Genomic DNA, 26244 nt, shown 5'->3' with positions numbered 1-26244 from the left:
TGGCATGTGGCGTGGCGGGAGGGGTGGTGGGTGCGGTGGTGGGTCAGGTCTCGCCGTGCGCCGATGTGCGGCGCTGGACCAGGACGGCGGCGACGATGATCGCGCCCTTGGCGATCTGCTGGACATCGCTCTGCAGATTGTTGAGCGCGAAGATGTTGGTGATGGTGGTGAAGACCAGCACACCGAGTACGGAGCCGACGATGGTGCCGCGCCCGCCGCTGAGCAGGGTGCCGCCGATGATCGCGGCCGCGATGGCGTCGAGTTCGTACAGATTGCCGTTGGTGTTCTGTCCCGAGCCGGACAGGATGATCAGCATGAAGGCGGCGATGCCGCAGCACAGCCCGGAGAGCAGATAGAGGAAGAGCCGCTGGCGCCGTACGTCGATGCCGGCCAGCCTGGCGGCCTCCGCGTTGCCGCCGACCGCGACCGTGCGCCGTCCGAAGGTCGTACGGTTCAGCACCAGCCAGCCGACGACGGTCACCGCGGCGAACATCATCACCAGCGGCGGAATGCCGAGGACGTAGGAGTCGGGCAGGCCCAGGTCGAGGACCGACTTGACGGTGACGATCTGGGTCTTGCCGTCGGTGATCTGGAGGGCGAGCCCGCGGGCCGAGGCGAGCATGGCCAGCGTCGCGATGAACGGCACCATCCGCCCGTACGCGATGAGCAGCCCGTTCACCAGCCCGGCACCGAGTCCGACGATCACCGCGGTGAACAGGATCCCCGCGAAGCCGTACTCCTGGGTGGCGACCGTGGTCGCCCAGACGGAGGCGAGCGCGACCATCGCGCCGACCGACAGATCGATGCCGCCGCTGGTGATGACGAAGGTCATCCCGACGGTGACGACACCGATGACGGACGCCTGCGTCAGGATCAGCTGAAGGTTCCCGGTGTCCAGGAAGGCGTCGGGCTCGGTGAATCCGCCGACGGCGATCAGTACGGCGAGGACGCCGAGGAGCGAGAGGTTACGGACGTCCACGCGCGGGCCCGAGGTGCGCGCCGGTCCGTCCTTCTTCCGGGGTCCGGAGACCGGGGCGGCGGCGGCCCCCTTGTCCGGCCCGCCCTGTTGCGCCGAGGAGACGGGCTGTGTCATGACGTCGGGCTCCCTTCCATCACGAGGTCGAGTACACGGTGCTCGTCGAGCTCCCGGGCGTCCGCCGTGTGCACGACGCGGCCCTCTCGGAGCACCAGCACCCGGTCGGCGAGGCCCAGCACTTCGGGCACCTCGCTGGAGACGAGCAGGACGGCGAGGCCTTCGTCGGCCAGCCGGCGGATCACGGCGTACAGCTCGGCGCGGGCGCCGACGTCGACACCGCGGGTCGGTTCGTCGAGCAGCAGGACCCGGCAGCCGCGCAACAGCCAGCGGGCCAGGACCGCCTTCTGCTGGTTGCCGCCGGAGAGCGTGCGGACGGGGGTGTCCGGGTTGTCGGGACGCAGCGAGAGTTCGCGGGTGGCGTCGCGGGCCGCCCGGCGTTCGGCCCCGCGGTCGATCCAACCCGCCCTGGAGAAGCGGGACATCGAGGAGACGGAGACATTGCGGGTGACGGATTCGAGCATCAGCAGGGCCTGCGCCTTGCGTTCCTCGGGGGCGAGGCCGATTCCGGCGGCGACGGCCGCGCGGACGCTGCCGGGTCTCAGCTGCTTGCCGGCCACGGTCACCCGTCCGGCGCTCGGCTTGCGGGCGCCGTAGACGGTCTCCAGGATCTCGGAGCGCCCCGAACCGACGAGTCCGGCCAGGCCCACGATCTCTCCTGGCCTCAACTGCAGGTCCACCGGGGCGAATTCACCCTTCCTGGTCAGACCCTCGACCTTCAGGACGGGCTCTGCCGCGATCTCTCCCGCACGGTCCGTAGTGCGCGGCGGGAAGACGTACTCGACGTTGCGGCCGGTCATCATGGCAACGATGTCGCGTGTCGGTGTGGACTCGGCCGGCAGCCCTACGGCCACGGCGCGGCCGTCCTTGAGCACGGTCACCCGGTCGCCGATCCGGCGGATCTCCTCCAGGCGGTGCGAGATGTAGACGACGGCGACGCCGTCGGCGGTGAGGGAGGCGACGATGCGGAAGAGGTTGTCGACCTCGTCCGGGTCGAGCGCCGCGGACGGCTCGTCCATGACGATGAGCCGTACGTCGTGCGAGAGCGCCCGTGCCATGGAGACGATCTGCTGCTGGGCGGCGGAGAGGTCGCCGACCGGGCGGGCCGGGTCGATCTCCGGGTGGCCGAGCCGTGTCAGCAGCGCCGCGGCGGCCGTGCGGCCCTCGCGGGTGCGGACGACGAAGCGGGCGGTGGTGGGTTCATGGCCGAGGAAGATGTTCTCGGCGACCGACAGGCCCTCGACCAGGTCGAGTTCCTGGTAGATGGTGGCGATGCCCAGCCGCATGGCGGCGATGGGTGACTTCAGCGCGGCCGGTTCGCCGCGCCAGGTGATCTCGCCGTTGTCGGGCTGGTGGGCCCCGGCGAGCACTTTGATGAGGGTGGACTTGCCGGCGCCGTTCTGTCCGAGGAGACAGTGAACTTCGCCGGCTTGGACCTCCAGGTCCACGCCGTCGAGGGCGCGCACTCCGGGGAACGACTTGGTGATGCCGGACATGGTGAGCAGGGGTGGATCTGGTGCCATGACGAATCCCCTCGGCGGGTGCGGGCCGGTGAGCGGGCAGGGCTGTACCAGGTGCGGTGGTGCGGTGTTTCCGGCGCTCCCGGTGTTTCCGGCGTGCGCCCCTGTGCTGCCGGCCCGGGGTCAGGCCGGTGAGAAGAGGTGGTCGCTGATGAGCCGGGCGGCGCCGATCACTCCGGCAGCCGGTCCCAACTCGCCCAGCACGATGGGGAGATTGCCGGTGGCCAGCGGCAGCGACTGCCGGTAGACCTGGGTCCGGACACTGGCGAGGAGCGTGTGGCCGAGGCCGGTCACACCGCCGCCGATCACCACCAGGCCGGGGTTGAAGAAGCTGACGAGTCCCGCGATGACCTGGCCGACCCGGTTGCCGCCTTCGCGGATCAGGTCGAGCGAGGTGGCGTCACCGGCGGCCGCGGCGGCCGCCACATCGGCGGCGGTGAGTCTCCCAGCGGCCTCCAGACGGCCGGCGAGTTCCGCCGACCGTCCGGTGCGCGCCGCGTCCTCGGCGTCGCGGGCGAGCGCGGCACCGCTGAAGTGGGCCTCCAGGCAACCCCGGTTGCCGCAGGCGCAGGCGCGACCCTCGGGTTCCACCTGGATATGGCCGATGTCGCCGGCGCTGCCCGTCGTACCGCGGTGGACCTCGCCGCCGACGACGATGCCGCAGCCTATTCCGGTGCCGATCTTGACGCAGAGGAAGTCGCCCACGGAACGTGCGACGCCCGCGTGCTGCTCCCCCATCGCCATCAGGTTCACATCGTTGTCGACCATGACGGGGCAGCCCAGTTCCTGGCTGAGCGCCTCGCGGACCGGGAAGCCGTCCCAGCCGGGCATGATCGGCGGTGCGACCGGTACGCCTTCGGGGAAGCGGACCGGGCCGGGTACGCCGATGCCCGCGCCGTCGAAGCCCTCGGCCAGACCCGAGGCCCGGAGCTTGGCCGCCATGGACAGCACCTGCTCGAAGATGGTGACGGGACCTTCGCGTACGTCCATCGGGTGGTTGAGGTGGCCCAGGACCTCCAACTCGGCGTTGGTGACAGCCACATCGACGGATGTGGCACCTATGTCGACGCCGAGGAACCGCAGTTGTGGTGCGAGCCGGATGTTGTGCGAGCGGCGTCCGCCGCGGGATGCGGCGAGGCCGTCGGCCACGACGAGCCCGGTCTCCAGCAGTCTGTCGACCTCGACGGCGAGCTTGGAGCGGGAGAGATCGACCTGATCCCCCAGCTGTGCCCGTGAGTTGGGCCCGCCGTCGCGCAACAGCCGCAGCAGTCGCGCCTGATGCGCATTCGCGGGTCGTGCCGTCATACGTCTCACGCGCCCCTCCCCGCCACATCGGTCTGTCCGTCGGGCTTTCGAGGGGAACGTAGCAGCGGTTGCCCGGAGTGGGAAGAAGTTGCGCAGGAATCCACTACAACTTTCTCCACACCGAGGACAAAGCCGGTCGGTGGAGGCCGCTCGATAGAGGCCGGCCGATGGGGGCCGGCCGCCTCAGCGCAGGATTCCGGCCTGCCGGGCGGCCCAGAGCCAGGACGGGAACTCCGACAGGACCCTGTCGTACAGCTCCTGGTCGGAGATCCTCTCGATGTCGTCGACGGCGAAGAAGCCGACGTTGTCGACCCGGCGGCCCGGCATGGTGTCGAACCGTTCCAGCACCCCGTACCGAGAACTGCCGAGTCCGACGAACTGCCAGAACACCGGCTCCTCGGCGGCTGCCCGCAACTCCTGCTCGATCTCCCTGTTGCGGTGCACACCACCGTCCGAGAAGAACAGGACCAGCGTCGGATCGGGCACCGGCCGGTCACGCACGAAGGCCCGCACCTCGGCGATGACCTTCTGTTCCTCGTTCTGGATTCCGACCGTACGCATGTCGATCTGGCCGGGAACCAGTCCCTTGGGCGGCTTCCTGCGGCCGAAGCCGAAGCTCTGCCCCACGCGTACGTGCAGCCTGAGCCACTCGGGCAGGTCACCCACGGCAAGGTCGGGCAGCCGGGCCGGGTTGGTGGCGAACGTCCACGCCTGCATCTCGCCGTCGTCGTCGAGTTGTGCCGCGACGGCCACCATCCGCTCGGCGACACCCGCCACCGTGCCCCGCCGGTAGAGACCGCTCATCGAACCCGACGCGTCGAGGACGAGGACGACGCGTGCGCGCAACTCCGGTACGCCGTGTTTGCTCAGGCTGACCAGAACCTGTTGCTTGCGCAGCGACAGGCGCTTGCGCATGTCCACGGGCAGGTTCTCCTCGCCCTTGGTGAGCCGTGGGCGGGGCCCGCCTCCGGTGTGCTCCGGCGAAGCCGGTGCGGGGGCCGGAGTCGGCATGGGCAGCGGGCCGGGCCCGGCCTGGGGCGGTTCCTCGTCGACGCTGATCCCGAAGTCGGTCGCCAGTCCCGCCAGCCCGTTCGCGTAGCCCTGGCCGACCGCGCGGAACTTCCAGCCGCCGTCGCGACGGTAGAGCTCGCCGCCGACCAGGGCGGTCTCCGTCGCGGCGGCGATGTCGAAGCGTGCCAGCTCGGCACCGGACGCCGCGTCGAACAGCCGCAGACACAGCCCCGGCACCTGGCCGAACGTACCGCCGTCGGCGGACGCGCAAAGTGCGACGCGTTCGATGTCCGGCCCCAGCGCACCGAGGTGGACGTCCAGCGAGTCGCTGCCGGACCGTTTACCGAGGTGGCTCACGGCGCCCGAGGCGTGCCGCGGCTGGTTGTAGAAGACGAAGTCGTCATCGGATCGCACCCGTCCGCCGCTGGTCAGCAGCAGGGCGGAAGCGTCCACATCCGGCACTCCGGACCCTGCCGACCAGTCAAGTACGGCCCTGACCGCGGGAGCCGCGACCGGCACGTTGGCGCCTTTGCTCAGTATCGTCACAACAGCAAGTCTGCCTGCTGCCCGGCGCGGACGCGGTGGGGAACGCACAGCCCCGTGAACCGGCCCCGGGGAGCGGGCCCCGAGGAGCCCCGATCCGGAGGAGCGGCCCTACCTCTCGTCGCGCTGGTGGTACGTCCTGCGCGTGTGTTCCGTGTGGGCCCGCATGATCTCCGTGGCCCGCTGTTCGTCGCGCGCGGAGATCGCCGCGATGAGCGAGCGGTGCTCGATCCAGGACCGGGTGCCGCGCCGACGGACCACCGGGGTGCAGTACCAGCGGACCCTGCGGTCCACCTGGCCCGCGAGCTCGGCAAGGACGACGTTGCCCGCCAGCTCCATGACCTTGGCGTGGAAGGCCGCGTCGGTGGCGACCGCCAGGTCCTCGTCGTCCTCGGCGAAAGCCTGCTCGCCCTCGGCGCAGAGCTCCTCCAGGGCCGCGATGCCGGCGGGGCCGGAGTCGGCCGCGGCAAGACGCGCCGCCTCGGCCTCCAGAAGGGTGCGGACCGAGAGCAGCTGGTCCGCCTCCTCCTCCGTGGGCTCGTGCACGAACGCGCCCTGGGCGGGCCGGAGATCGACCCAGCCCTCGGTGTTCAGCCGCTGCAGCGCCTCGCGCACCGGCTGGCGGGACACCCCGAGATGGCCTGCCAGCTCGCTCTCGACCAGGTGCTGGCCCGGCTGGAGCACGCGCGTCGCTATGAGTTCGAGCAGCGCCTCATAGACGCGTTCGCGCAGCGGACCGGGCCGCTCCAGCTTCGGCACAGCCCCTTGTGGCAGTCCTGTGGACACCATCGCGGTCCCCCTCCGGCCGACGAGCACCCATTGCCTATCGTCTACAGACTACCGAGCACAACACCCCCCTCAGGGGCAGCGGATCACTTGGCCCGCGTACGAAAGATTCCCGCCGAAGCCGAAGAGCAGAACCGGCGCGCCGCTGTGGACCTCGCCGCGTTCCACCAGCTTGGACAGGGCCATCGGGATCGAGGCCGCGGACGTATTGCCGGAATCCACGACATCCCTGGCGATGACCGCGTTGACCGCGCCGATCTTCCTGGCGACCGGCTCGATGATCCTCAGATTGGCCTGGTGCAGCACCACCGCCCCCAGATCCTCGGGCGCCACACCGGCCTTCTCGCACACCTTGCGGGCGATGGGCGGCAGCTGCGTGGTGGCCCAGCGGTAGACGGACTGCCCTTCCTGCGCGAACCGCGGCGGCGTCCCCTCGATCCGTACCGCGTTCCCCATCTCCGGCACCGAACCCCACAGAACGGGACCGATCCCGGGCCGGTCACCCCCGTCCGGCTCCGCGACGACGACCGCCGCACCGGCTCCGTCGCCGAGCAGGACGCAGGTGCTGCGGTCGGTCCAGTCGGCGATGTCCGCCATCTTGTCGGCGCCGATGACCAGCACGCGCTCGGCGGCCCCGGCCCGGATCGCGTGGTCGGCGGTGGCGAGGGCATGGGTGAAACCGGAGCAGACCACGTTGATGTCCATCACCGCGGGCGAGCCCATCCCGAGCCGTGCGGCGACGCGCGCCGACATGCTCGGTGAACGGTCGATCGCGGTCGAGGTGGCGACCAGGACCAGATCGACCTCGGCCGGCCGCAGCCCCGCCGCGGCCAGCGCCTTGGCCCCCGCGTGCGCTGCCATCTCGTCCACCGGCTCGTCCGGCCCCCCGACGTGGCGGGTCCTGATGCCGACGCGACTGGTGATCCACTCGTCGCTGGTATCGACCAGGGCCGCCAGATCGTCGTTGGTGAGCACCTTGGCGGGCTGATAGTGGCCGAGCGCCACGACACGTGAGCCGGTCATGTACGGGGTCCCCTCGCTACGTATGGCAGGAACCATCCAGTCTTGGTCGCTACTGCCCGGTACAGGGGCACGTGTTCCCACAGGAATAGCGCCCGGCCGTTGGAGGCTTGGCAACAGCTTTGAGGCGCAGAAAGCATTCTGTAGACAATATCCTTTCGGCGTGGCATCATCTCCGCCCTCGCCCGGTCCGCTCCGTACAGGACAATGAAATCCTCAGAGGCCGGTTCGGCCTCCCACACGTACAGAATCGGGTTTAACCGCTATGGGACGGGTCACCGAGCGTCGCCGCACCATCCGCATCCGGGACGGGGCCGTCGCCACCCGCCCCGACACGCTCGTCGCCGAGGAGCCCCTGGAGATCCGGCTCAACGGCAGGCCGCTCGCCATCACGATGCGCACACCGGGTGACGACTTCGCGCTGGCGGCGGGGTTCCTGGTGAGCGAGGGCGTCATCGGTGACGGCTCCGAGGTGCAGTCGATCGTCTACTGCGCCGGTGCGACGGCGGAGGGCGTCAACACGTACAACGTGGTGGATGTGAAGCTTGCCCCCGGTGTCGCGGTCCCCGACATCACGCTCGAACGCAATGTGTACACCACCTCGTCCTGCGGGCTGTGCGGCAAGGCGAGTCTCGACGCGGTACGCACCACGACCCGGCACCCCATCGCCGACACTCCCCCGGTCCGGGTCGAGCCCGCCCTGCTCTCCGCCCTCCCCGACCGGCTGCGCGCCGCACAGCGGGTCTTCGACCGGACCGGGGGGCTGCACGCGGCGGCGCTGTTCTCCGAGACCGGCGAACTGCTCGACATCCGGGAGGACGTCGGCCGGCACAACGCGGTCGACAAGCTGGTCGGCCGGGCCCTGACCGACCACCGGCTGCCGCTGTCCCGGGCGATTCTGCTGGTGTCGGGGCGGGCCTCGTTCGAGCTGGCCCAGAAGGCGGTGATGGCCGGGATCCCGATGCTCGCGGCAGTCTCGGCGCCGTCGTCCCTCGCCGTCGATCTGGCGGCCGAGACCGGACTGACCCTGGTCGGCTTTCTGCGGGGTCCGTCGATGAACGTGTACGCGGGCGAGCACCGCATCGCCGTGGAGGCGCCGGTCGGCCGGGGCTGAGGCGCCCCACCCGTCGTCCGTACGGGTACCCGGCCCGGCCGGCGGGGAGTGGCCCCTGCGCCGGCCGGTCCCGCCTCAGCTCACCGCGGCGGGCTCCCGTGACACCGCTCCGCTCGCCGGACTCGCCTCCTGCGCGTCGCGCGACCGACGCTTGGCGATCACCGCGCACACCATCAGCTGCATCTGGTGGAAGAGCATCAGCGGCAGTACGGCGAGGGACGCCTGCGCCCCGAACAGCACGCTCGCCATCGGCAGCCCCGAGGCCAGGCTCTTCTTCGACCCGGCGAACTGGATGGCGATCCGGTCCTCCCGGTCGAAGCCGAGCCGCTTCGCCCCGTACCAGGTCAGCACGAGCATCAGCGCGAGCAGCAGCGCCTCGGCGCCGAGCAGGGCCCCGAGCCGGGCCGGGGTGACCTGGTGCCAGATGCCCGCGACCATGCCCTCGCTGAAGGCCGTGTAGACGACGAGCAGGATCGAGCCGCGGTCGACGTAGCCGAGGACCTTCTTGTGGCGGGTGATGAAGCCACCGATCCAGCGGCGCAGCAGTTGCCCGGCGACGAACGGCAGCAGCAGCTGGACCCCGATCCTCAGCAGCGCGTCCGCCGAGAATCCGCCGCCGCTGTTGCCGAGCAGGGTGGCCGCGAGCAGCGGGGTGAGGAAGATCCCGGCGATCGAGGAGAAGGAGCCCGCGCAGATCGCCGCGGGCACGTTGCCGCGGGCGATCGAGGTGAAGGCGATCGACGACTGGATGGTCGACGGGACGAGGCAGAGGAAGAGGAAGCCGCTGTAGAGCTGCGGCGTCAGGACGTACGGAACGAGCCCCCTGCTTGCCAGCCCGAGCAGCGGGAACGCCACGAAGGTGAAGATCAGCACGGTGAGATGGAGCCGCCAGTGCTTGAGTCCGTCCAGTGCCTCGGCGGTGGAGAGCCGGGCGCCGTACAGGAAGAAGAGGAAGGCGACCGCTCCGGTGGAGGCACCGCCCGCCACATCCGCGGCGGTCCCCGACGCGGGCAGTATCGCCGCGAGCACGACGGTGCCGATCAGCGCCAGGATGTACGGGTCGAGCGGCAGCCAGGACGGCAGCTTCAGGGTGCGGCGGCTCATGTGCTCCACATGTTCTCTTGGTTCCGGTCGTGCCCTCTCCATGCTGCTGCCGATCGGCGCAATCGGGAATCCCGCACACCGCTCTCACTGTCATCACGCTGCGCGATAGCCTGGTGTCATGTACGACCCCGCGCAGCTCCGTACCTTTCTCGCCGTCGCCCAGACGCTGAGTTTCACCCAGGCCGCCCGTCGGCTGGGGGTGCGGCAGTCCACGGTGAGCCAGCATGTGCGGCGCCTGGAGGATGCGGCGGGGCGGCAGCTGTTCACCCGGGACACGCACCGGGTCGATCTCACCGTGGACGGCGAGGCGATGCTCGGCTTCGCCCGGACGATACTCACGGCCCATGAACGGGCCGCGGCCTTCTTCACCGGCACCCGGCTGCGCGGGCGGCTGCGGTTCGGGGCCTCCGAGGACTTCGTGCTGACCAGGCTGCCGGAGATCCTGGAGTCGTTCCGCCGCGATCACCCGGAGGTCGAACTGGAGCTGACGGTGGAGCTCTCCGGGACACTGCATCAGCGTCTCGCGGCCGGCCGGCTCGATCTGGTGCTCGCCAAGCGGCGCGCCGGTGACACACACGGCGAGCTGGTCTGGCAGGACGCGCTGACCTGGATCGGCGCGCCGCAGCTGCGGATCGACCCGGACCGTCCGGTTCCGCTGATCCTCTTTCCGCCGCCGGGCATCACCCGGGCCCGCGCCCTGGAGGTCCTGGAGGAGCACGGCCGGTCCTGGCGGATCGCCTGCACCAGCACCAGCCTGAGCGGGCTGATCGCGGCGGCCCACGCGGGGCTGGGCGTGATGGCCCACAGCCGGGGGCTGATCCCGCCGGGCCTGGCGCCGGTGCCGGCCAGGGCGGGTCTGCCGGAGTTGGGCGGGGTGGACTTCGTCCTGTCGCACGGACGGCGCCACGACGGTGCGCATGAGGCCGCGGATGCCCTGGCGGCAGCGATCCTGGCAGGCGGCGACCGGCTGATCCGGGGCGTCGGCGCGATGGGGTCGATCAGCGGCCGGGACGGCGCATGACCGCCCGCGCGTACGGGAAGCAGGGACGGCGACGGACGCAGACCCGATCAGCCCGATTCGGGCAATCGAGGTCGGATCCCCGCGCATGAGCCCGAAACGGGAGTGGTAGCGGCGTACAGATTCGGTGGAGATTCCGGCGCCCGCCGGTTACTCCGCGGTCCCAGCCGCGCCCGAGCCTTGCCCATCTGGCCGGATTTCGGTGGCTGACCTGTGCATATGCCACATTGTCCGCCGGTACGGGCCCCTCCCGCCGCGCCGCCCGGTGGGGTAGCGTCACGGCGCTGTGCGGAGCGCCACAAGGAGCAGGTCATTGCGCGAGTTCACTGTCCCACCCATGGCGGCCGCGCCCCTCGTGGGCGGCCTGGCCGATGTGGTCTTCGACCATGCCGAGGAGGACCCGCACCAGGTCGCGCTCGGCCGCAAGGACGCGAACGGAAACTGGCGGGATGTCACCGCTGCGGCCTTCCGTGACGAGGTGCTGGCGCTGGCCAAGGGGCTGATCGCCCACGGCGTCAGGTTCGGCGACCGGGTGGCCCTGATGTCCCGTACGCGCTACGAGTGGACGCTCTTCGATCTCGCGCTGTGGACGGTCGGCGCCCAGTCCGTACCCGTCTATCCGACGTCCTCCGCCGAGCAGGTGCTGTGGATGCTGCACGACGCCGAGGTGTCGGCCGTCATGGTCGAGCACGAGGACCACGCGATGACGATCGCCTCGGTGATCGACCGGCTGCCCGGACTCAAGCGGCTCTGGCAGCTGGACGCCGGCGCGGTGCCCGAGCTGATCGACGCGGGGGCGGACGTCGAGGACGCGGTGGTGCACCGCCACCGCCGCGCGGTGACGCCCGAGTCCGTGGCGACCGTCATCTACACCTCGGGGACGACGGGACGCCCCAAGGGCTGTGTGCTCACGCACGCCAATTTCATGTTCGAGACGGACACCATGGTCGCCCGCTGGAAGTCGGTCTTCCGCTCCAGGCCGGGTGACGAGGCGGCGACCCTGCTCTTCCTGCCGCTGGCCCATGTCTTCGGCCGGATGGTCGAGGTCGCGGCGATCCGCGGCCGGGTGAAGCTGGGCCACCAGCCGGAGCTGTCGGCCAAGGCGCTGATGCCGGATCTGGTGTCCTTCCGCCCGACGTTCATCCTGGCGGTTCCGTACATCTTCGAGAAGGTGTTCAACGCCGCCCGGCGCAAGGCCGAGGCAGAGGGCCGGATCGGGCCGTTCGACAAGGCCGTGGACATCGCGGTGAAGTACGCCGAGGCGATGGAAGCGCGGGCGTTCGGGACCGGTCCGGGGCCGTCCGCCGGGCTGCGGATGCAGCACCAGTTCTTCGACAAGGTCGTGTACAAGAAGGTGCGCGAGGCGATGGGCGGCCGGATCCGGCACGCCATGTCCGGCGGTTCGGGGATGGAGCGGCAGCTGGGACTGTTCTTCGAGGGCGCGGGCGTCACGGTGTACGAGGGGTACGGGCTGACCGAGTCGACCGCGGCGGCCACGGCCAATCCGCCGGAACGCACCAGGTACGGCACGGTCGGGCTGCCGATCCCGGGGACGACCGTGCACATCGCCGAGGACGGAGAGGTGTGGGTGCACGGCGGCAACGTGTTCGCCGGCTATCTCGGCGACCCGAAGGCCACCGAAGCGGTGCTGCGCGAGGGCTGGCTGGCCACTGGGGATCTGGGCTCGCTCGACGAGGACGGCTATCTGACGATCACCGGGCGGAAGAAGGAGATCCTGGTGACGTCGGGCGGCAAGAGTGTGGCGCCGGCCGGTCTGGAGGAGCGGGTGCGGGCGCATCCGCTGGTCGCGCAGTGCATCGTGGTCGGCAACGACCGGCCGTACATCGCGGCCCTGGTCACGGTCGACCAGGAGGCGGTGGACCACTGGCTCTCGATGCAGGGGCGGGCACCGCTGAAGCCGGAGGACCTGGTGCGCGATCCGGACGTGGAGATGGAGGTCCGGCGGGCGGTGGTGGCCGCCAACACGGCGGTCTCCCAGGCCGAGTCGATCCGTACGTTCCGGATCCTGGCGCATCCCTTCAGCGAGGAGCACGGTCTGCTCACCCCGTCGCTGAAGCTGAAGCGCAGGGCGATCGAGACGGCGTACGCGGCGGAGGTCGACGCGCTGTACCGCTGAGACCTGGTGTGCCCCGGCGGTACAGCGCGTACGGCGTCCCGCGCTACGTGATCGAGACGCGGAACAACTTGTCCGAGCCGTCGGGTTCGTTGCCCTTGTTGTCGCAGTTGGTGGTGGAGAGCCAGAGCTGGTCCTGGCCGGGCACCTTGGTGACCGTGCGCAGCCTGCCGTACGTACCGACGTAGTACGCGCTCGGTGTGCCGAGGTTCTCGGTGTCACCGTTGATCGGCACCCGCCACAGCCGTTCGCCCTTCAGAGCGGCCATGTAGATGACATTGCGGACGATGGCGATCCCGCTGGGCGAGGCCTCGGAGATGTTCCAGGTCTTCTTCGGGTTGGTCATGCCCTCGGTGGTGCAGGTGCCCTCGCAGATCGGCCAGCCGTAGTTCTTGCCCGGCTTGATGAGGTTGAGCTCGTCCTTCTTGCTGTCGCCGAACTCCGCCTCCCACAGCCGGCCGTTGCGATCGAAGGCGAGACCCTGGGGGTTGCGGTGACCGTAGCTGTAGACGTAGTTGCCGAACGGGTTGCCGGGGGCGGCCTTGCCGTCCGTGGTCATTCGCAGAATCTTGCCGTTCAGCGAGTTCTTGTCCTGGGCGAGGTCGGGGGTCTGCGCCTCGCCGGTCGACGCGTACAGGTAGCCGTCGGGGCCGAAGGCGAGCCGCCCGCCGTTGTGGTACCTGCTCTTCTTGATCCCCTGGAGCAGGACCGTGTAGCCGCTGAGCGAACTGCCGTCGTAGGTCATGCGTGCGACGCGGTTGCCCTCGGACGCGGTGTGCATGAAGTACACGTAGTGGTTGGTGGACCACTTCGGGTCGACGGCGACGCCGAGCAGGCCGCCCTCGCCGTCGGTCGTGACGGCATTGGGTACGGTCCCGACCTGGGTCCTGGTGCCGTCGGGGGTGGCCTTGAGGACCTTGAAGCTGTCCCGTTCGGTCACCAGCGCGGTCTTGCCGTCGGGCATCCAGTACGTGCCCCAGGGGATGGACCAGCCGCCGGAGACGGTGGCGATGCCGGACGGCACACCGCCGTCGGTGGCGCAGTCCGGGGTGGTGAAGGTGACCGTGTTGCTCGGCGGTGAGGCGTTGCCCGCCGCGTCCTTGGCGACGACGTCCAGGGTGTACGGGCTGGCGCAGGCGAGCCCGGTGAGCGTGCTCGTGGTGGCGGGCGGAGTGCCGGTCACGGTCTTGTAGACGGTGCTGCCGCTGCGTACCTCGTAGCCGGTGACGGCCTTGTCGTCCGTCGACGCCCCCCAGTTCAGGACGGCGCTGTTCGCGGTGAGGCCCGAGGCGGACAGGGTGCCGGGTGCCGAGGGTGCGGTGGTGTCGGAGCTGCGCAGGGTGGTGCAGTCCACGATCGGGCTGACCGATGAGACGTTGCCGGCCGCGTCACGCGCGAACAGTGTGAGGTTGTACGTGGTGTCGGGGGTGAGCCCGGTCAGGTTCTTCGTGGTGGTGGCGCCCGGTGCCTCGCCGAGATTGTTGCCGTGTTCGTAGATGTCGTACGCGACGACACCCACGTCGTCCGTGGCGGCACCCCAGTTGAGCGTGAGGCTGTTCTCGGTGATCTCCGAGCAGCTGGGCGCTGTGGGTGCGGTGGGTGCCTCGGTGTCGGACGAGGTGACGGTGACGTCGAGGTAGTCGAGGTTGGGCAGCCCGTTGGCCGTCGTGGACGTCAGCCGGATCTTGTTGCTGCCCGCCTTGACCGGGGTGGTCAGGGTAGAGGTGGCCCAGGTGTTCCAGTCGGTGGTGGCGTTGAAGGCGCGGGCGGCCGAGACGACCGTGCCGCCCACGGCGACGTCGGCGGGCCGGGCGTCCGCCGTGCCGTTGGAGTACCGGATGGCGATCTTGCCGGTACCGGCGGAGGCCGCGGTGACGGTGAACTCCACATAGCTGCCGACGACGTTGTCGCCGTTGACGAATCCGGTGCCCGAGTAGCCGGAGTGGTTGGACTCGGCGGCGCCCTCGACGATCGTCGCGGACTCCGCCTCGTACCGGGTGGCGGCCGCGGCGGCCGACTGCGGGACGGCCTGCACCAGGGTGGTACAGAGCAGCACGGCCGTGAGGGCGGCCATTCTGCCTCGTGGCGTGGTGAGCGTTCCGGTCTGCATCTGAACCTCCGTCAGGGAACCCAGTAGTTACCGGATGCGACGATCATCGACTGGAGCTGGACGCTCCCGCCGTAGTAGAGATCCGGGTCGATCGACGTGGTGGCGAGCTTGTTCCAGAGCGCGTCGAGCCAGGCCTGGGAGCCGGAGTCGGTCAGCGCGGTCACGGCGAACGGGGCGGTGAACGCCATGTCGTTGCCGCTGTCGAACACCGAACCGTTCAGGTGGTAGCCACTGGCGATCTTGTCCGGGTCCCCGCCCGTCTTGGCCTTGATCCAGGAGTTGAGCTTGCGGGCCGAGGCGAGCGAGGCGCTGTCCCCGCTGGTGACGGCGTCGGCGCCGATGCGCCACGGGTCGCGGCAGGCGTTCCAGGAGTAGTCGCCGTCGTTGGGGCTTTCGAGCACCTCGCCCGGGGCGGGCTTGGCCGTGGTGTTGGTGTTGACGACGAAGTCCGCCAACAGGCCCGTACCGGAGGCGTACTTGGACTGCTGGGAGGTGATCAGGTTCTGATGTGCCGTGCGCACGGTGTCCCAGGTGCTGTCACCGGTGGCGGTCCTGAAGGCGCGGAAGTGGTCGATCATCCAGTCCGAGGAGCGGGTCATCCAGTAGTGGGATTCACCCGAGTCCGACCAGTCACCGAACAGCATCAGGTGCGTGGTCGGGTTGACCTCGCTCTTCTTGATGGCGTTGATGTGTTTGACCGCGAGGTCCTTGTAGTCGTACGTGCCGGTGGATCCCCACTGCTTGTCGGCGAGGAGCAGCCCGTAGGCGACGTCGAGGTCCCCGTCGGTCGCCGAGTCGGAACCGTCGACGCTCTTGCAGGAGGCGTCCTGCTCGGCGGCGAGGAGGTTGGCGTTGTTCACCGAGGGGTGCGCGAGCATGTACTTGACCAGGCCGTCGAAGACGGTCTTCGCCTCCGGGTCGGCCCCCGCCATCGTCGCGGTGACGACCATTCCGTAGCCCTGGGCCTCGGCGACGTAGGGGTGGTCGGCGTCCGGCGAGATGACCTCGTACCAGCCGTTGCCGCAGTTCTTCCTGACGAACGCGGACTTCCAGGCGTTGTATGTCTTGAGCACGGCCTGGTCGATCGTCGACTGCGAGCCCGAGGGCTTCAGCATCCCTGCGGCGTAGGGGAATGTGTGACTGCCGAAGGGCACCGCGGGACCACCGGTGGCGGGAGTCCCAATGTCGAGGTGGTCGAGGTTGGGGCCGCCGTTCGCCGTGGTCGCGGACGCCCGGACGGTGTTGGTCCCGGCGACGAGCTGTGCGCTGATGGTCTTCGTCGCCCAGGTGTCCCAGGACCCTGTCCCGCCGAACGAGACGCCGGAGGCAACGACCGTACCGTTCACACTGATGTCCAGCGGGCGGTCGGTGGTGGTTCCGTTGGCATAGCGGACGGCCAGCGATGTGCTGCCCGCGGTGGCGTTCACCGTGAACTCCACCGAGGATCCGGCCACGTTGGTGTAGTCGACGAAGCCGGTGCCGGAGTAGCCGGTGCGGTTCGTCGCAACGGCGGCCTGGGACAGGGTCGCGTTCTCGGCCTCGTACGGGTCCGTGGCGGCATAGGCCTTCGGGAGGTGGCCCAGCAGGGGCAGGAACAGACAGCTGAGGCCTGTGAGGGCGGCCACCAAGCGGCGTGGGGGTGCGGCAGGGTGCACGGTGATCCCTTCCGAATTCGGTGTTAGGAAAGGTTCCTAACCGACACTGCATAGGATTCCCTGCGGTGCTTTCTGTCAATGCCCCGCGCGGGCCCAAATCCCGTGCGGGCCAGCCGGGTTGATCGGAGTGCGGGCAGCCCTCCGGGGCGACGGGGGTCACCCCACCGCCCCTGGTTCGCAAGGGCTTACTGCCTCCTGTTTCTCAGACCAGTTGGTACCCGCGCATCCGGGTGAGCAGGAGATGGGTATCCTGCAGCGATCCCGAGGTGTCGCCGAGCGACCGGTAGATACCCCATTTGGGACGGACCCGGTCGGCGAGGAGCGTGTCGACGCCGGACTCCGACCTGTCGATGACGGTGGCCGCCCCGTCCTTCAGGATCCAGCGGACCGAACCCGACGCACCGTCACCGATCGTGATCCGGAAGTCGACGTCGATCCACTTGTTCTGCAGCGGTACGAGGTCGGTGCGGCCTACGAGGATGTCGGCGATGGCCAGCTTGAGCTCGATGGTCTGCACGCCGTTCACCCGACGCAGGGACTGCACGACGATCGGCGAGGTACCGGTGCCCGGCTGCTTCATCTGCATGATGTGGGTGAAGCTGGTGGTCGCCTTCAGCGAGCCGGGAATGTACATGCGGTACGTGACCCGCCAGGTCTCCCCGGGCAGCCACTTGAGGTACGAACTCCCGCCGGTGCGCAGCCCGGTAACCTCCTGGCGCTGACGGTCCGCCGAGGTGTCCCGGTCGACGGTGTGCATGTTGAACCGGAAGTTGTCCCCCTCGGCGAGGATGTGCGGCTGCCCGGCCGGATGGGAATCGGCCCGGTCGTCCTCGACGGTCTCGAAGGCGCCGAGTCCGCCGCTGCTCGCCGAGGGCGACCAGCGCAGCTTCCAACTCGCCGCGTGCGCGGTGACGGGGAGCCCCGCGGTGACGGCGACGGCGCCGCCGACTGCCGCACCGAACAGCGCACGCCTGGAAAGGTTCGTCACTTCGACCTCGCTCGGAGTCGTTCGTTCAGGGGCTCGGAGTTGGCGCGTTCACAAGAGTGTCTGATGTTCAGTGACGTGCTCCAGGGTTGCGTGCCGACGGGGCGCGGTCAATGGCCCGGACGGATGCGGCCGGAGCGATGACGGACGAAGCCGGAGCCGTATCGCGGCGGGCCCGTGCCGATCCCGGGCGGGTCGGGTGAGGAGCCGAGGAACGTCGGGCGGCAGGGGAATGCATGGCGGCCGGTGATCGTTGACCATGGAAGTACCAACCGACGACGTAAGGATCGACCGCTCGTGAGCCAGGTCCCCTCCATCACTCTGAACAATGGCGTCGAGATGCCGCAGCTCGGTTTCGGTGTCTGGCAGGTGCCGGACGACGAGGCCGCGAAGGCGGTCGCCACGGCCATCGAGTCCGGGTACCGGAGCATCGACACCGCCGCGATCTACGAGAACGAGCGGGGCACCGGCCGGGCGATCGCGGCCTCCGGTGTCGCCCGCGAAGAGCTGTTCGTCACCACGAAGCTGTGGAACTCCGAGCAGGGCTACGACTCGACCCTGCGCGCCTTCGACGCCTCGCTCGACAAGCTGGGGCTGGAGTACGTCGATCTGTACCTGATCCACTGGCCGGTGCCGGCCAAGGACGCGTACATCGACACGTACAAGGCCTTCGAGAAGATCCGCACCGACGGCCGCGCAAAGGCCATCGGTGTCTCGAACTTCCTCCCGGAGCACCTGGGGCGCCTGCTCGGCGAGACCTCCGTGGTCCCGGTGATCAACCAGATCGAGCTCCACCCGCAGCTCCAGCAGGCCGAGTCGCGCGCCTTCCACGCCAAGCACGGCATCGCGACCGAGGCCTGGTCGCCGCTGGGCCAGGGCAAGGGTCTCCTGGAGGTCCCGACAGTTGTCGCGATCGCCCGGAAGCACAACCGCACCCCCGCCCAGGTGGTGCTCCGCTGGCACATCCAGACCGGCAATGTGGTGATCCCTAAGTCCGTGACGCCGTCCCGGATCGTGGAGAACCTCGACGTGTTCGGCTTCGAGCTGGACGCCGACGACCTGGCCGCGTTCGCCGCACTGGACGAGGGCAAGCGCCTCGGCCCGAACCCCGGTGAGTTCAACCTCGGCGCCTGATCCGTAACGCCGTATCCCTGAATCACACGACACAGACCGCCCGGCTGCCGAGCCGGGCGGCGGTCTGCTACGGGACAGCCCTCGGGCAGGAAGGACCGGAACATGAGCGGGGACACCGCGCCCGTCGTCCCGGCGGGCCGCTACCGGCTGCGCAATGTGGCCAGCGGGCTGCTGCTGGAGGTGTACGGATCCGCCAAGGGCGGCGGCGCCCCGGTCCAGCAGGGCGAGGAGAGTGGTTCGGCCGCCCAGCAATGGCAGCTCTCGCCCGTGCACGAGGGCGCCGCACTCCACTACCTGGTCAATGTCCACAGCGGAAAGCGTCTGGATGTCGCCAACGCCTCCACCGAGAACGGCGCCGTGATCCAGCAGTGGCGGGCCAACAATTACGGCGCCCAGGAATGGCTGATCGAGCAGCACCTGGAGGCGCCGGGGGTGGTGACCCTGGTCAGTTTCATCAGCGGGCTCGTCCTCGAAGTGGCCGACGGCAGCACGGCGGACGGCGCCCGTGTCCAGCAGTGGGAGGACACCGACTCCCCCGGTCAGTGGTGGCGGTTGGAGCCGGTGCGGGACACCCCCGGGGCATAGGCCGGATGCAGACGCGCATGGGGATGTGTGCGGATGTGCGGATGCCTACGGACCAGAATTCGGGTGGCCTTTCGGGGCCGTCCCGCCCGGGCCGTCACTCACCTGGGCCAAGACGGCCCGCCGCCCCCCTGGCGGCCGGGACATGGGCGGCGTCTGCCGCGCCGGCGCCACGTTCTGCCGCCCGGTCGCCGGGCCCCGCCAAGGGCCGCGGGCCGAGAACGAATCCCGAAGCCGAATCCCGGAACCGGAGCCGGAAAGGAACCGGAGCCCGGTAGCCGCGTGCGGCACGACTGTCCCGGTCGGCTGGCGATGCCTCACCGTCCGGCTTTAGTGTGGCCTGGCAGGTGTTCGGGCTTGTCAGTCGTCGTTCAGGTGTGGGTACCGACCGGGTCGCCCCGGTCGGTACCCTGGCTGGAGCCCCGGCCCGATTACGGCGGGCCGGGGTTCTACGTCAACCGAGCGACTCGGTCACCAGTCCCGGCCACCGCGGTCGTTGTCGTAGTGGCGCTCGTGCACCCGGAAGCTGCCCACCACTCCGTTCTTGACCCACACACCGCCGTCGATGTGGCCCGGGTGCACCCCGTTGCTGTCGCTGTGCGGTCCGACGGTGGCGATGGGGGCGCCGTTGTCGCAGGTGGCGCCGCGGAAGACCTCGACGGTCCGGCGGCTGTCGTTGCGGATGTTGAGGGTCTTGGAGCCGAGGCCGCTGACCACAGTCACACAGCCGCCCGGGTAGTCGGAGTACGTCCGCTCGTTGATGTGGATGCGGCCCTCGTAGTGGCCACGACCCTCGTCGTGGCCACCGCGGTCGTTGTCCTTGCCGCCGCCCTCGTTGCCCTTGCCGACGTCGCCGCCGCCGAGAGCCGAAACGGGAGCGGGAGCGGGAGCGGCCTGCTGGACGGCCGGGGCTGCCTGAGCCGGCTCGGAGGTTGCGGCCGAGGCGTAGGTGATGCCGGTGGCGGCCAGGGCCGCAGCGGCCGCAACGGCGGCGGTAACGATGGTGGAACGGGTAACCATTGCACTTCTCCTGTCTCAGAGAGATCGACTGAGCAGTCGACCCGGGGATGAACGTACTGACAATCTTCATACGTGTCATATCGGACACGTTGAAGGTCGACGCCCACGCACCGATCGAGGTGCATAAGTACGCCAAATGCTATTTTCGCATCATTAGATGATGCGCCAACTGCCGTTATTCATAGGCACATTGATCGGTCATTAGCCTGCTCAGGGGACTTTCTGATGCCCACTCACCCTGGCGGCAGCGTGTCTTGCCTTGACAGGGTCCGGGCGGCGACCGGGGCCGTGAATGCCGGTCATCCGTGGCCCGGAGCCGGCCGGCGGGCGGTCAGCCGTCCAACCAGCGCCTGAGGTCCTCGGTGTGCTCGCCGAGGCGCGGCGGCCGCCGTTCGTACCGCGGCGGGGTACGGGACAGCCCGATGGGGTTGGCCACCAGGCGCATGGGGTCGTCGGGGCCCGCGTCGGCCGGTGTGACCCGCGGGGACAGGCCCAGGCGTTCGGCGAGATCGAAGGCGCCCTCGAGGTCGTTGACCGGACCGCAGGGCACACCGAGCGGGGTGAGCAGGTCGAACCACTCGGCCGCGGTGCGCGGGGCGAGCCGCGTGGAGATCTCCTCGGCCAGCGCGTCGACGTGTGCGACCCGGTCCGCGTTCGAAGCGAACCGGGGGTCGGTGGCCAGCTCCTCGGCGCCCAGGCCCCGGCACAGGGCGTGGAACTGCTGGTCGTTGCCTACGGCGACGACCAGCGGCCGGTCCGCCGCCCGGTAGATCTCGTACGGGGCGATGGACGGGTGACGGTTGCCGAGGATGCCCGGCACCTGACCGGCCAGGGTGTAGCCACCCGCCTGGTTCACCATGCTCGACAGCAGCGAGGACAGCAGATTGACCTCGACGTGCTGGCCGTCACCGGTCGCGTCGCGGTGGCGCAGCGCCGCCATGACGCCCACGGCCGCGTGCAGTCCGGTGAGCACATCGACGAGCGCCACACCCGTCTTGACGGGCTGTCCCGGTGCGGGCCCGGTGACGCTCATCAGCCCGCCGACCGCTTGCAGCAGCAGGTCGTAGCCGGGCAGCGCGGCACCTTCACCGGCTCCGAATCCGGTCACCGAGCAGTAGACGATGCCAGGGTTGAGTTCCTGGGCCCGCGCGTAGGAGAGTCCGTACTTGTCCATCGTGCCGGGGCGGAAGTTCTCGAAGAGCACATCGGCACGGCGCACCAGTTCATGGGCGTCGCGGCGCCCTTCCGGTGTGCCGAGATCGATGGCGAAGGACCGTTTGTTGCGGTTCACGGACAGGAAGTACGTCGACTCCCCATGGGCACGGGGCGGCCCCCAGGCCCGGGTGTCGTCGCCGGAGCCGGGACGTTCCACCTTGATGACGTCGGCGCCGAGGTCCGCGAGGAGCATCGTGGCGTACGGAGCGGCCAGCACCCGCCCGAAGTCGGCGACCACGACACCCGACAGGGGGCCGGGAACGGGAGTTCTCACCGGGTCACCGCCCGGAATCCGCGTCTGCGATGAAGAAGTTGACGGGGCCGCTTGAGTGACCGGGGTGGCCGGGGTGTGCTGCATTTGCCTACCTCTCGATACGACTTGTCACGTGCCGGGCCGCTGGTGGCCGCGATCGCGAAGCCTCATCTTGGGCATGCCGCACACTCCATGGCAGTGGACGAGATGTCCTGCCCGGACACCCCGTACCACTCCAATCCGTCGATCGGCGGTGTGCCGGGGTGTCCGATCGGCGTCGGGGCTCCCGTCAGCCACTTCGGCCCAGGTGCACGGTACGCACCGAGAGCAGGAAGACATCGGGGCGCCGACGCAGTCCGGCCGGGTCCTCGGGGTCGAGCAGCCGGTCGAGTACGGCGATGTCCTCGGCCGTGAGGTCCTCCGCGAACATCTCGCGGCGACGGGTGAACTCGGCGACGACATGGTCGCGGGCCCGGTCGGAGAGCGGTGCCGGAAGGTCGAGCAGGAAGCCGCGGGTGCCCTGCGGTTCCAGCCCCACCGCGGTGAACAGGGCGCTCCAGTCCTCGGTCTCCCGCTTGGTGCCGGGCAGCGCCGCTCGCATGTCCTCGAACCGGTCCGCGTTGATCGCTTCGAGCCTGGCCTCCAGACCGGGCCGTCCCATGCCGATGTCGCGCGGTAGGCGGCGGGGCTGCAGACCGCCCTCGGCCAGGGCGACCGTTCCGCCGGGGCACAGCAGTGCGGCGAATCCGGCGAGGACGGCGCGCTGGTCCCCCATGTGATGCAGGGCGTTGCCCACCCAGATGAGGTCCGCGCCCCCGAGCCCGTCGAGTTCGTCGGGGATGTCGGCGCGCCGGGTACGGACCCGGTCCCCGAGGCCGAGCCGTTCGGCGCGGGCGCGGGTGCGTTCCAGCAGTGCCGGGGTGGAGTCGACGGCGACGACCTCCGCCTCGTGGAACACCTCGGCGAGCAGACAGGAGATCACACCCGGTCCGCTGCCGATGTCGAGCACCCTGCGCACCTTCGGCACCTCGGGAAGCCCGGCGATCCAGCGGGCGGCCTCCTCGTACTGCGGCCGGCTGACTTCGGCCTCCTGCTCCAGCATCGGCCCCATGACGTCCCAGTCGAAGTCGCCGGTGTCGTGGTGATGCCCCTGGGTGGCGCCGTGGCGGTGGCCGTGGGGGGTGTCCGGGTGATGACCGTGATCGGTGTGCTGACTCATGGGGACAGCGTCACCGCCCGCCAACCCCCTGGCAAGATCTCTTGCTGGTTCGGCAAGCCGTCGTATCGGCACACGCGTCGCACGTGGCGTACCGCCGGGCGACGCGGCATTGACGCGTCTTGCCCTCCCGCGTTGCGAACCAACCATGCATCAAGCACTGCGGGGCCGAAACCGCCCCGGGGCACAACGGTCCGCCACCGAAGGAGAGTTTCCCCTGGTCGGCCGGGCAGGCGGCGGACCGGCCCCACGAGCACCACCTCCACACAGGGCTTAACGCGTTAACTCATCAGCCAACAAGCTTGTGCGGCAACAGTGTTGACGCGTTTTGGTCGAGCCCATACGGTGCTCACGCCGCCCCCCATCGAGCCGACGCCGGAGCGTACCCATGAAGCGCCGCACCTTCCTTGCCGGAACCGCCGCCGTGTCCGCACCCGTCGCCGCCGTGTCCGCGGCCCTACCAGCCGTCGCCGCGCCTGCCTCCACCGACACCGCCGCCGCCGCTGAAACCGTTCGCCTCGTGATCGACGGCGTACCGCACGATCTGGCACCGACCACGCTGCACAACACCACGCTCGCGGCCACCGGCACGGCCGGGCAGGCGCGGGTCACCATGACCGGCTCGTACAGCGAGTTCTCGGTGGCGCTCCCGAGCCCGTACACGCCTCACCTCGCCCGGGTGTCGGTGTGGCTCACCGGGGTCACGCCGAAGAAGGGCAATCTCTGGCTGAAGATCTTCGACGGGGACAGCGAGGAGTGGGGGACGCTCGCCAGTCGGGTCGACCCGGCCGGTTTCGACGGGCGGACCCGGGTCACGTTCGAGCCGCAGCGGCTGTCCCGGATGACGTGGAGCGGAAAGGGCGACGGCCGGCTCACCTACCCGCTGCGCCGACTCGTGCTCGTGTTCTTCCCCGACGACAAGCAGTCGGCCGATCCGCTCGTGCTCGATGTGGACTCCGTGGAGGTGGCCGGCGACGGCGGGCCGGTGGCCACCTGGAGCCGGGCCGGCGCACTGGAACTGACCAGCGGCACGGACCGGGTCCTCATCGACGGTCGCGGCCGGCTGCTCGACTGGACGTCCGGCGGCCGGGTCCAGTCCCCCGGTGTGCTGCCGCTCGCCGTGTACTACGACAACGGCACCGGCGTCTACTCCGACGAGGCCACGGTCGACGTCGCCCGGGTCGCCGCCGATGAGGCCACGGTCGGTCTCACCGTGCCCGGGTTCTTCGCCGCCGAGGTGGCGGTACGGCTCCGTGCGGGACGCCTCGAACTGCGCCCGACCGCCATCCGGAACCTCTGGACCCGGCCCATCCTCCGGGTCGCCTGCCCCGAAGTGGCGTACCGGGTCATCCCCGCCGACGGCACCATGCTCGGCATCGCGCCGAAGTGGGGCGGGATGGCCCACACCCGGTCGGTGCTCGCCGGCGGCTTCTACGCCAACTACGGCATGCCGACCGCGACCCACGACCTGATCCTGTTCGAGGAGGACGACTCCGCGCTCGGCGTCTACTCCGTACAGCCCGCGAGCGTGAAGCCCTACCGGCCGACACAGTTCGGTTTCGTGGGTGCCCGCGCCCGCGACGAGGCCCTGACCGGGCTGATGCACCGGGTGGACGCCTGGATCGCCCCCGGCGGGTCCGGGGGAATCCCCGCGACCCGGCTGGCGGCCGGGGGCACCGCGTTCGACCTGTTCGCGGCCTACCGGGCGGACAACAGGATGAACACCTGGCGCGGGCTGTCGGACAAGATCGGCCCGGGGCTGCGCGCCGGGCTGGCCGACTCGGTGCACCTCAAGGTGGACCTGTGGCAGCCGACCGGCGGTACCTGGGCGACGGGGCGGCCGGAAGCGGCGTTCGACTATCTGCGTGCCGTGCCCGGCGGGCCGTACAGCGTCGAGCTCGCCAGCTACTACTCCGACGGGCAGCACGACCACCACTACCCGGACTTCCTCACCTTCGACTACCTCGGCGGGCCGGCGGAGTTCCAGCGGCTCATCGACACCATCCACGACCGCGGGCACTACGCCAGCGCGTACACCAACCCGACGTGGTGGCACCCCGACAGCCGGGAGGTGGCGAAGCTCGGCGGCGTCGAACGGATCGGGATCCGTGACGGACACGGCAAGCTGGTCACCAAGACGCACACCGACAACCTCGGGTACCTCATCGGTGGCTGGCGGAAGGCGCCCCGGGCCCTGATCCTCGACCAGCTCCGCACGTTCCGCGACACGTACGGCATGGACATGATGTTCCAGGACGAGATCGCGCGCCGGGAGTACGACCACTCGGCCGATTTCCGCGCGGCGCCGTACGCGTACTGCGAGGAGCTGGTGGAGCAGACCGCGCAGTCCGCCGCGATCCTGCCGATCGGCACCGAGGGGGTCGGCGGGGACCGGCTCTTCCAGACTCTGACGTCGAGCCTCGGCTTCTACCTGAACACCATGCAGCGTGACCGGGCCAACACGTACGACGGGCCCAACCGCAACGGCGTCGTCGTGCAGCAGTGGCCGCTGGGTACCGCCGTCATGCACGACAAGGTCGCGTTCTACCCGCACAACCTCGACCGAGGTGTGGACACCACCGAGAACCTGAGCTGGGCGCTGGCCTTCGGCCTCAACCTGCACTACCAGGCACAGCACATGGAGAGGGACTTCAGGGCGGGGCGCGGGTTCGAGATGCTCAAGGGGCTGTCGCTGGTCCAGAAGCGGGTCGCCGGCCGGTATTTCGGGAAGGCGATGACGGCGTTCCGGTACCTCACCGAGGATCTGAAGGTGTCACGGACGGCGTACGAAGGGGGCGTGGAGATCGTCGCCAGCCACGACCTGGAGCCCCGCGCGCTGCCGCTGCCCGGCACCCTGGGCACCGTGACCGTCGCGCCGCACGGCTTCGTCGCCTCCGAACACGGAACCCCGACGTACGCGCTGATCGACGACGCGCACCACCGGCCCGGCTACCTCGCGCGCTGGAAGGACGGCAGGTTCGTTCCCGAGCTCGCGTGGTACCCGGCGGATCTGGCGGGATACAAGTCCGACACCATCCACGCCGACCTGCGGCTCACCGCCACGCCCGCCGAGCTCCCCGCCGCCGGCACCACCCGGGCGGCGCTGACCCTCGCCGCCTGGGACGGCGCACCCGTCGACCTGGCCGGCGCGGACATCGCCTGGGAACTCGAAGGCCAACCGATCGCGCACCTGACCACCGACGCCGACGGCAGTGTGTGGCTCGCCCCGAACCCCGGCGCCGGCACCGGCACCGGGTGGGTCACGGTCCGTGCGGTCGTCACCCGGGACGGGATACCGGCATACAGCGGAGTGCAGTTGGTCAAGCTCACCGGACAGTGACCGGGACGCGGACGGGGCTCGGGGACGTACGGAGGTATGTCCCGTTCAGGACGCACCGCACCGAATGACCACCGGCATATTGCCGG

19 protein-coding genes are annotated in these 26244 nt (G+C 69.9%); 6 read left to right on the top strand and 13 right to left on the bottom strand.

The features are described 5' to 3' along the window. Nucleotides 1–43: 43 nt before the first annotated feature. The 6 genes from OG978_RS35005 to OG978_RS34980 all read right to left on the bottom strand — a co-directional run bounded on the left by OG978_RS35005 (nt 44) and on the right by OG978_RS34980 (nt 7281). Nucleotides 44–1093: an ABC transporter permease gene (locus OG978_RS35005; RefSeq protein WP_326769065.1), complete on the bottom strand. Its 1050-nt coding sequence runs from the start codon at nt 1091–1093 to the stop codon at nt 44–46. After that, nucleotides 1090–2616 carry a sugar ABC transporter ATP-binding protein gene (locus OG978_RS35000; RefSeq protein ID WP_326769064.1) on the bottom strand — a complete coding sequence of 509 codons (1527 nt, stop codon included), beginning with the start codon at nt 2614–2616 and terminating at the stop codon, nt 1090–1092. The genes OG978_RS35005 and OG978_RS35000 overlap by 4 nt, the downstream gene beginning before the upstream one ends. 120 nt (nt 2617–2736) lie before the next feature. Next, a complete protein-coding gene (locus OG978_RS34995) occupies nt 2737–3918 on the bottom strand; it encodes an ROK family transcriptional regulator (protein WP_326769063.1) in 1182 nt (393 codons plus the stop codon). 183 nt (nt 3919–4101) lie between these two features. Then, nucleotides 4102–5475, bottom strand: coding sequence for a VWA domain-containing protein (locus tag OG978_RS34990; protein WP_326769062.1), 1374 nt, complete (start codon nt 5473–5475; stop codon nt 4102–4104). A 108-nt stretch (nt 5476–5583) separates the two neighbouring features. After that, entirely contained in the window at nt 5584–6261 is a 678-nt protein-coding gene (locus OG978_RS34985; RefSeq protein ID WP_326769061.1) for a GntR family transcriptional regulator, read from the bottom strand. Nucleotides 6262–6330: 69 nt separating this feature from the next. Then, nucleotides 6331–7281 carry a beta-ketoacyl-ACP synthase III gene (locus OG978_RS34980; RefSeq protein WP_326769060.1) on the bottom strand — a complete coding sequence of 317 codons (951 nt, stop codon included), beginning with the start codon at nt 7279–7281 and terminating at the stop codon, nt 6331–6333. Between the two features lie 262 nt (nt 7282–7543). Between OG978_RS34980 and fdhD the strand changes: the two genes are divergently transcribed. After that, complete coding sequence (gene fdhD / locus OG978_RS34975) at nt 7544–8392, top strand: formate dehydrogenase accessory sulfurtransferase FdhD (protein WP_326769059.1); 849 nt, start codon at nt 7544–7546, stop codon at nt 8390–8392. Between the two features lie 75 nt (nt 8393–8467). On the opposite strand, the gene OG978_RS34970 is transcribed toward fdhD, so the two are convergent. Then, complete coding sequence (locus OG978_RS34970; RefSeq protein ID WP_326769058.1) at nt 8468–9496, bottom strand: bile acid:sodium symporter family protein; 1029 nt, start codon at nt 9494–9496, stop codon at nt 8468–8470. A gap of 118 nt (nt 9497–9614) precedes the next feature. Here OG978_RS34970 and OG978_RS34965 point away from each other — a divergent pair, with 118 nt between their 5' ends. Both OG978_RS34965 and OG978_RS34960 read left to right on the top strand, forming a co-directional pair. Continuing rightward, nucleotides 9615–10517 (top strand): LysR substrate-binding domain-containing protein, encoded by a 903-nt coding sequence (locus OG978_RS34965; RefSeq protein WP_326769057.1) that lies wholly within the window; start codon nt 9615–9617, stop codon nt 10515–10517. A gap of 334 nt (nt 10518–10851) precedes the next feature. Further along, complete coding sequence (locus OG978_RS34960) at nt 10852–12651, top strand: AMP-dependent synthetase/ligase (RefSeq protein WP_326769056.1); 1800 nt, start codon at nt 10852–10854, stop codon at nt 12649–12651. Nucleotides 12652–12694: 43 nt separating this feature from the next. Here OG978_RS34960 and OG978_RS34955 read toward each other — a convergent pair whose 3' ends face one another. The 3 genes from OG978_RS34955 to OG978_RS34945 all read right to left on the bottom strand — a co-directional run bounded on the left by OG978_RS34955 (nt 12695) and on the right by OG978_RS34945 (nt 17401). Next, a complete protein-coding gene (locus OG978_RS34955; protein WP_326769055.1) occupies nt 12695–14758 on the bottom strand; it encodes a PQQ-dependent sugar dehydrogenase in 2064 nt (687 codons plus the stop codon). An 11-nt stretch (nt 14759–14769) separates the two neighbouring features. Beyond that, complete coding sequence (locus tag OG978_RS34950; RefSeq protein ID WP_326769054.1) at nt 14770–16383, bottom strand: glycosyl hydrolase family 8; 1614 nt, start codon at nt 16381–16383, stop codon at nt 14770–14772. Between the two features lie 232 nt (nt 16384–16615). After that, the gene (locus OG978_RS34945) at nt 16616–17401 is read right to left on the bottom strand and encodes a Tat pathway signal sequence domain protein (RefSeq protein ID WP_326769053.1); all 786 of its coding nucleotides are present in this window, start codon (nt 17399–17401) and stop codon (nt 16616–16618) included. 294 nt (nt 17402–17695) lie between these two features. On the opposite strand from OG978_RS34945, the gene OG978_RS34940 reads away from it, so the two are divergent. Together OG978_RS34940 and OG978_RS34935 are read left to right on the top strand one after the other, a co-directional pair. Further along, nucleotides 17696–18532, top strand: coding sequence for an aldo/keto reductase (locus tag OG978_RS34940; RefSeq protein ID WP_326769052.1), 837 nt, complete (start codon nt 17696–17698; stop codon nt 18530–18532). Between the two features lie 102 nt (nt 18533–18634). Further along, nucleotides 18635–19117 carry an RICIN domain-containing protein gene (locus tag OG978_RS34935; protein ID WP_326769051.1) on the top strand — a complete coding sequence of 161 codons (483 nt, stop codon included), beginning with the start codon at nt 18635–18637 and terminating at the stop codon, nt 19115–19117. A 468-nt stretch (nt 19118–19585) separates the two neighbouring features. On the opposite strand, the gene OG978_RS34930 is transcribed toward OG978_RS34935, so the two are convergent. The 3 genes from OG978_RS34930 to OG978_RS34920 form a co-directional block, all read right to left on the bottom strand. After that, nucleotides 19586–20134, bottom strand: a complete 549-nt coding sequence (locus OG978_RS34930; RefSeq protein ID WP_326769050.1) for a hypothetical protein — start codon at nt 20132–20134, stop codon at nt 19586–19588. 331 nt (nt 20135–20465) lie between these two features. After that, nucleotides 20466–21623 carry a CaiB/BaiF CoA transferase family protein gene (locus tag OG978_RS34925; protein ID WP_326769049.1) on the bottom strand — a complete coding sequence of 386 codons (1158 nt, stop codon included), beginning with the start codon at nt 21621–21623 and terminating at the stop codon, nt 20466–20468. Nucleotides 21624–21891: 268 nt separating this feature from the next. Then, nucleotides 21892–22821, bottom strand: a complete 930-nt coding sequence (locus OG978_RS34920; RefSeq protein WP_326769048.1) for a class I SAM-dependent methyltransferase — start codon at nt 22819–22821, stop codon at nt 21892–21894. Between the two features lie 385 nt (nt 22822–23206). On the opposite strand from OG978_RS34920, the gene OG978_RS34915 reads away from it, so the two are divergent. Beyond that, nucleotides 23207–26158 carry a hypothetical protein gene (locus OG978_RS34915; protein ID WP_326769047.1) on the top strand — a complete coding sequence of 984 codons (2952 nt, stop codon included), beginning with the start codon at nt 23207–23209 and terminating at the stop codon, nt 26156–26158. Nucleotides 26159–26244: the final 86 nt, after the last annotated feature.

Source organism: Streptomyces sp. NBC_01591 (assembly GCF_035918155.1).
GTDB lineage: Bacteria > Actinomycetota > Actinomycetes > Streptomycetales > Streptomycetaceae > Streptomyces.
The sequence above is the reverse complement of the archived record's forward strand: the minus strand, read 5'-3'. Positions and strand labels throughout refer to the sequence as shown.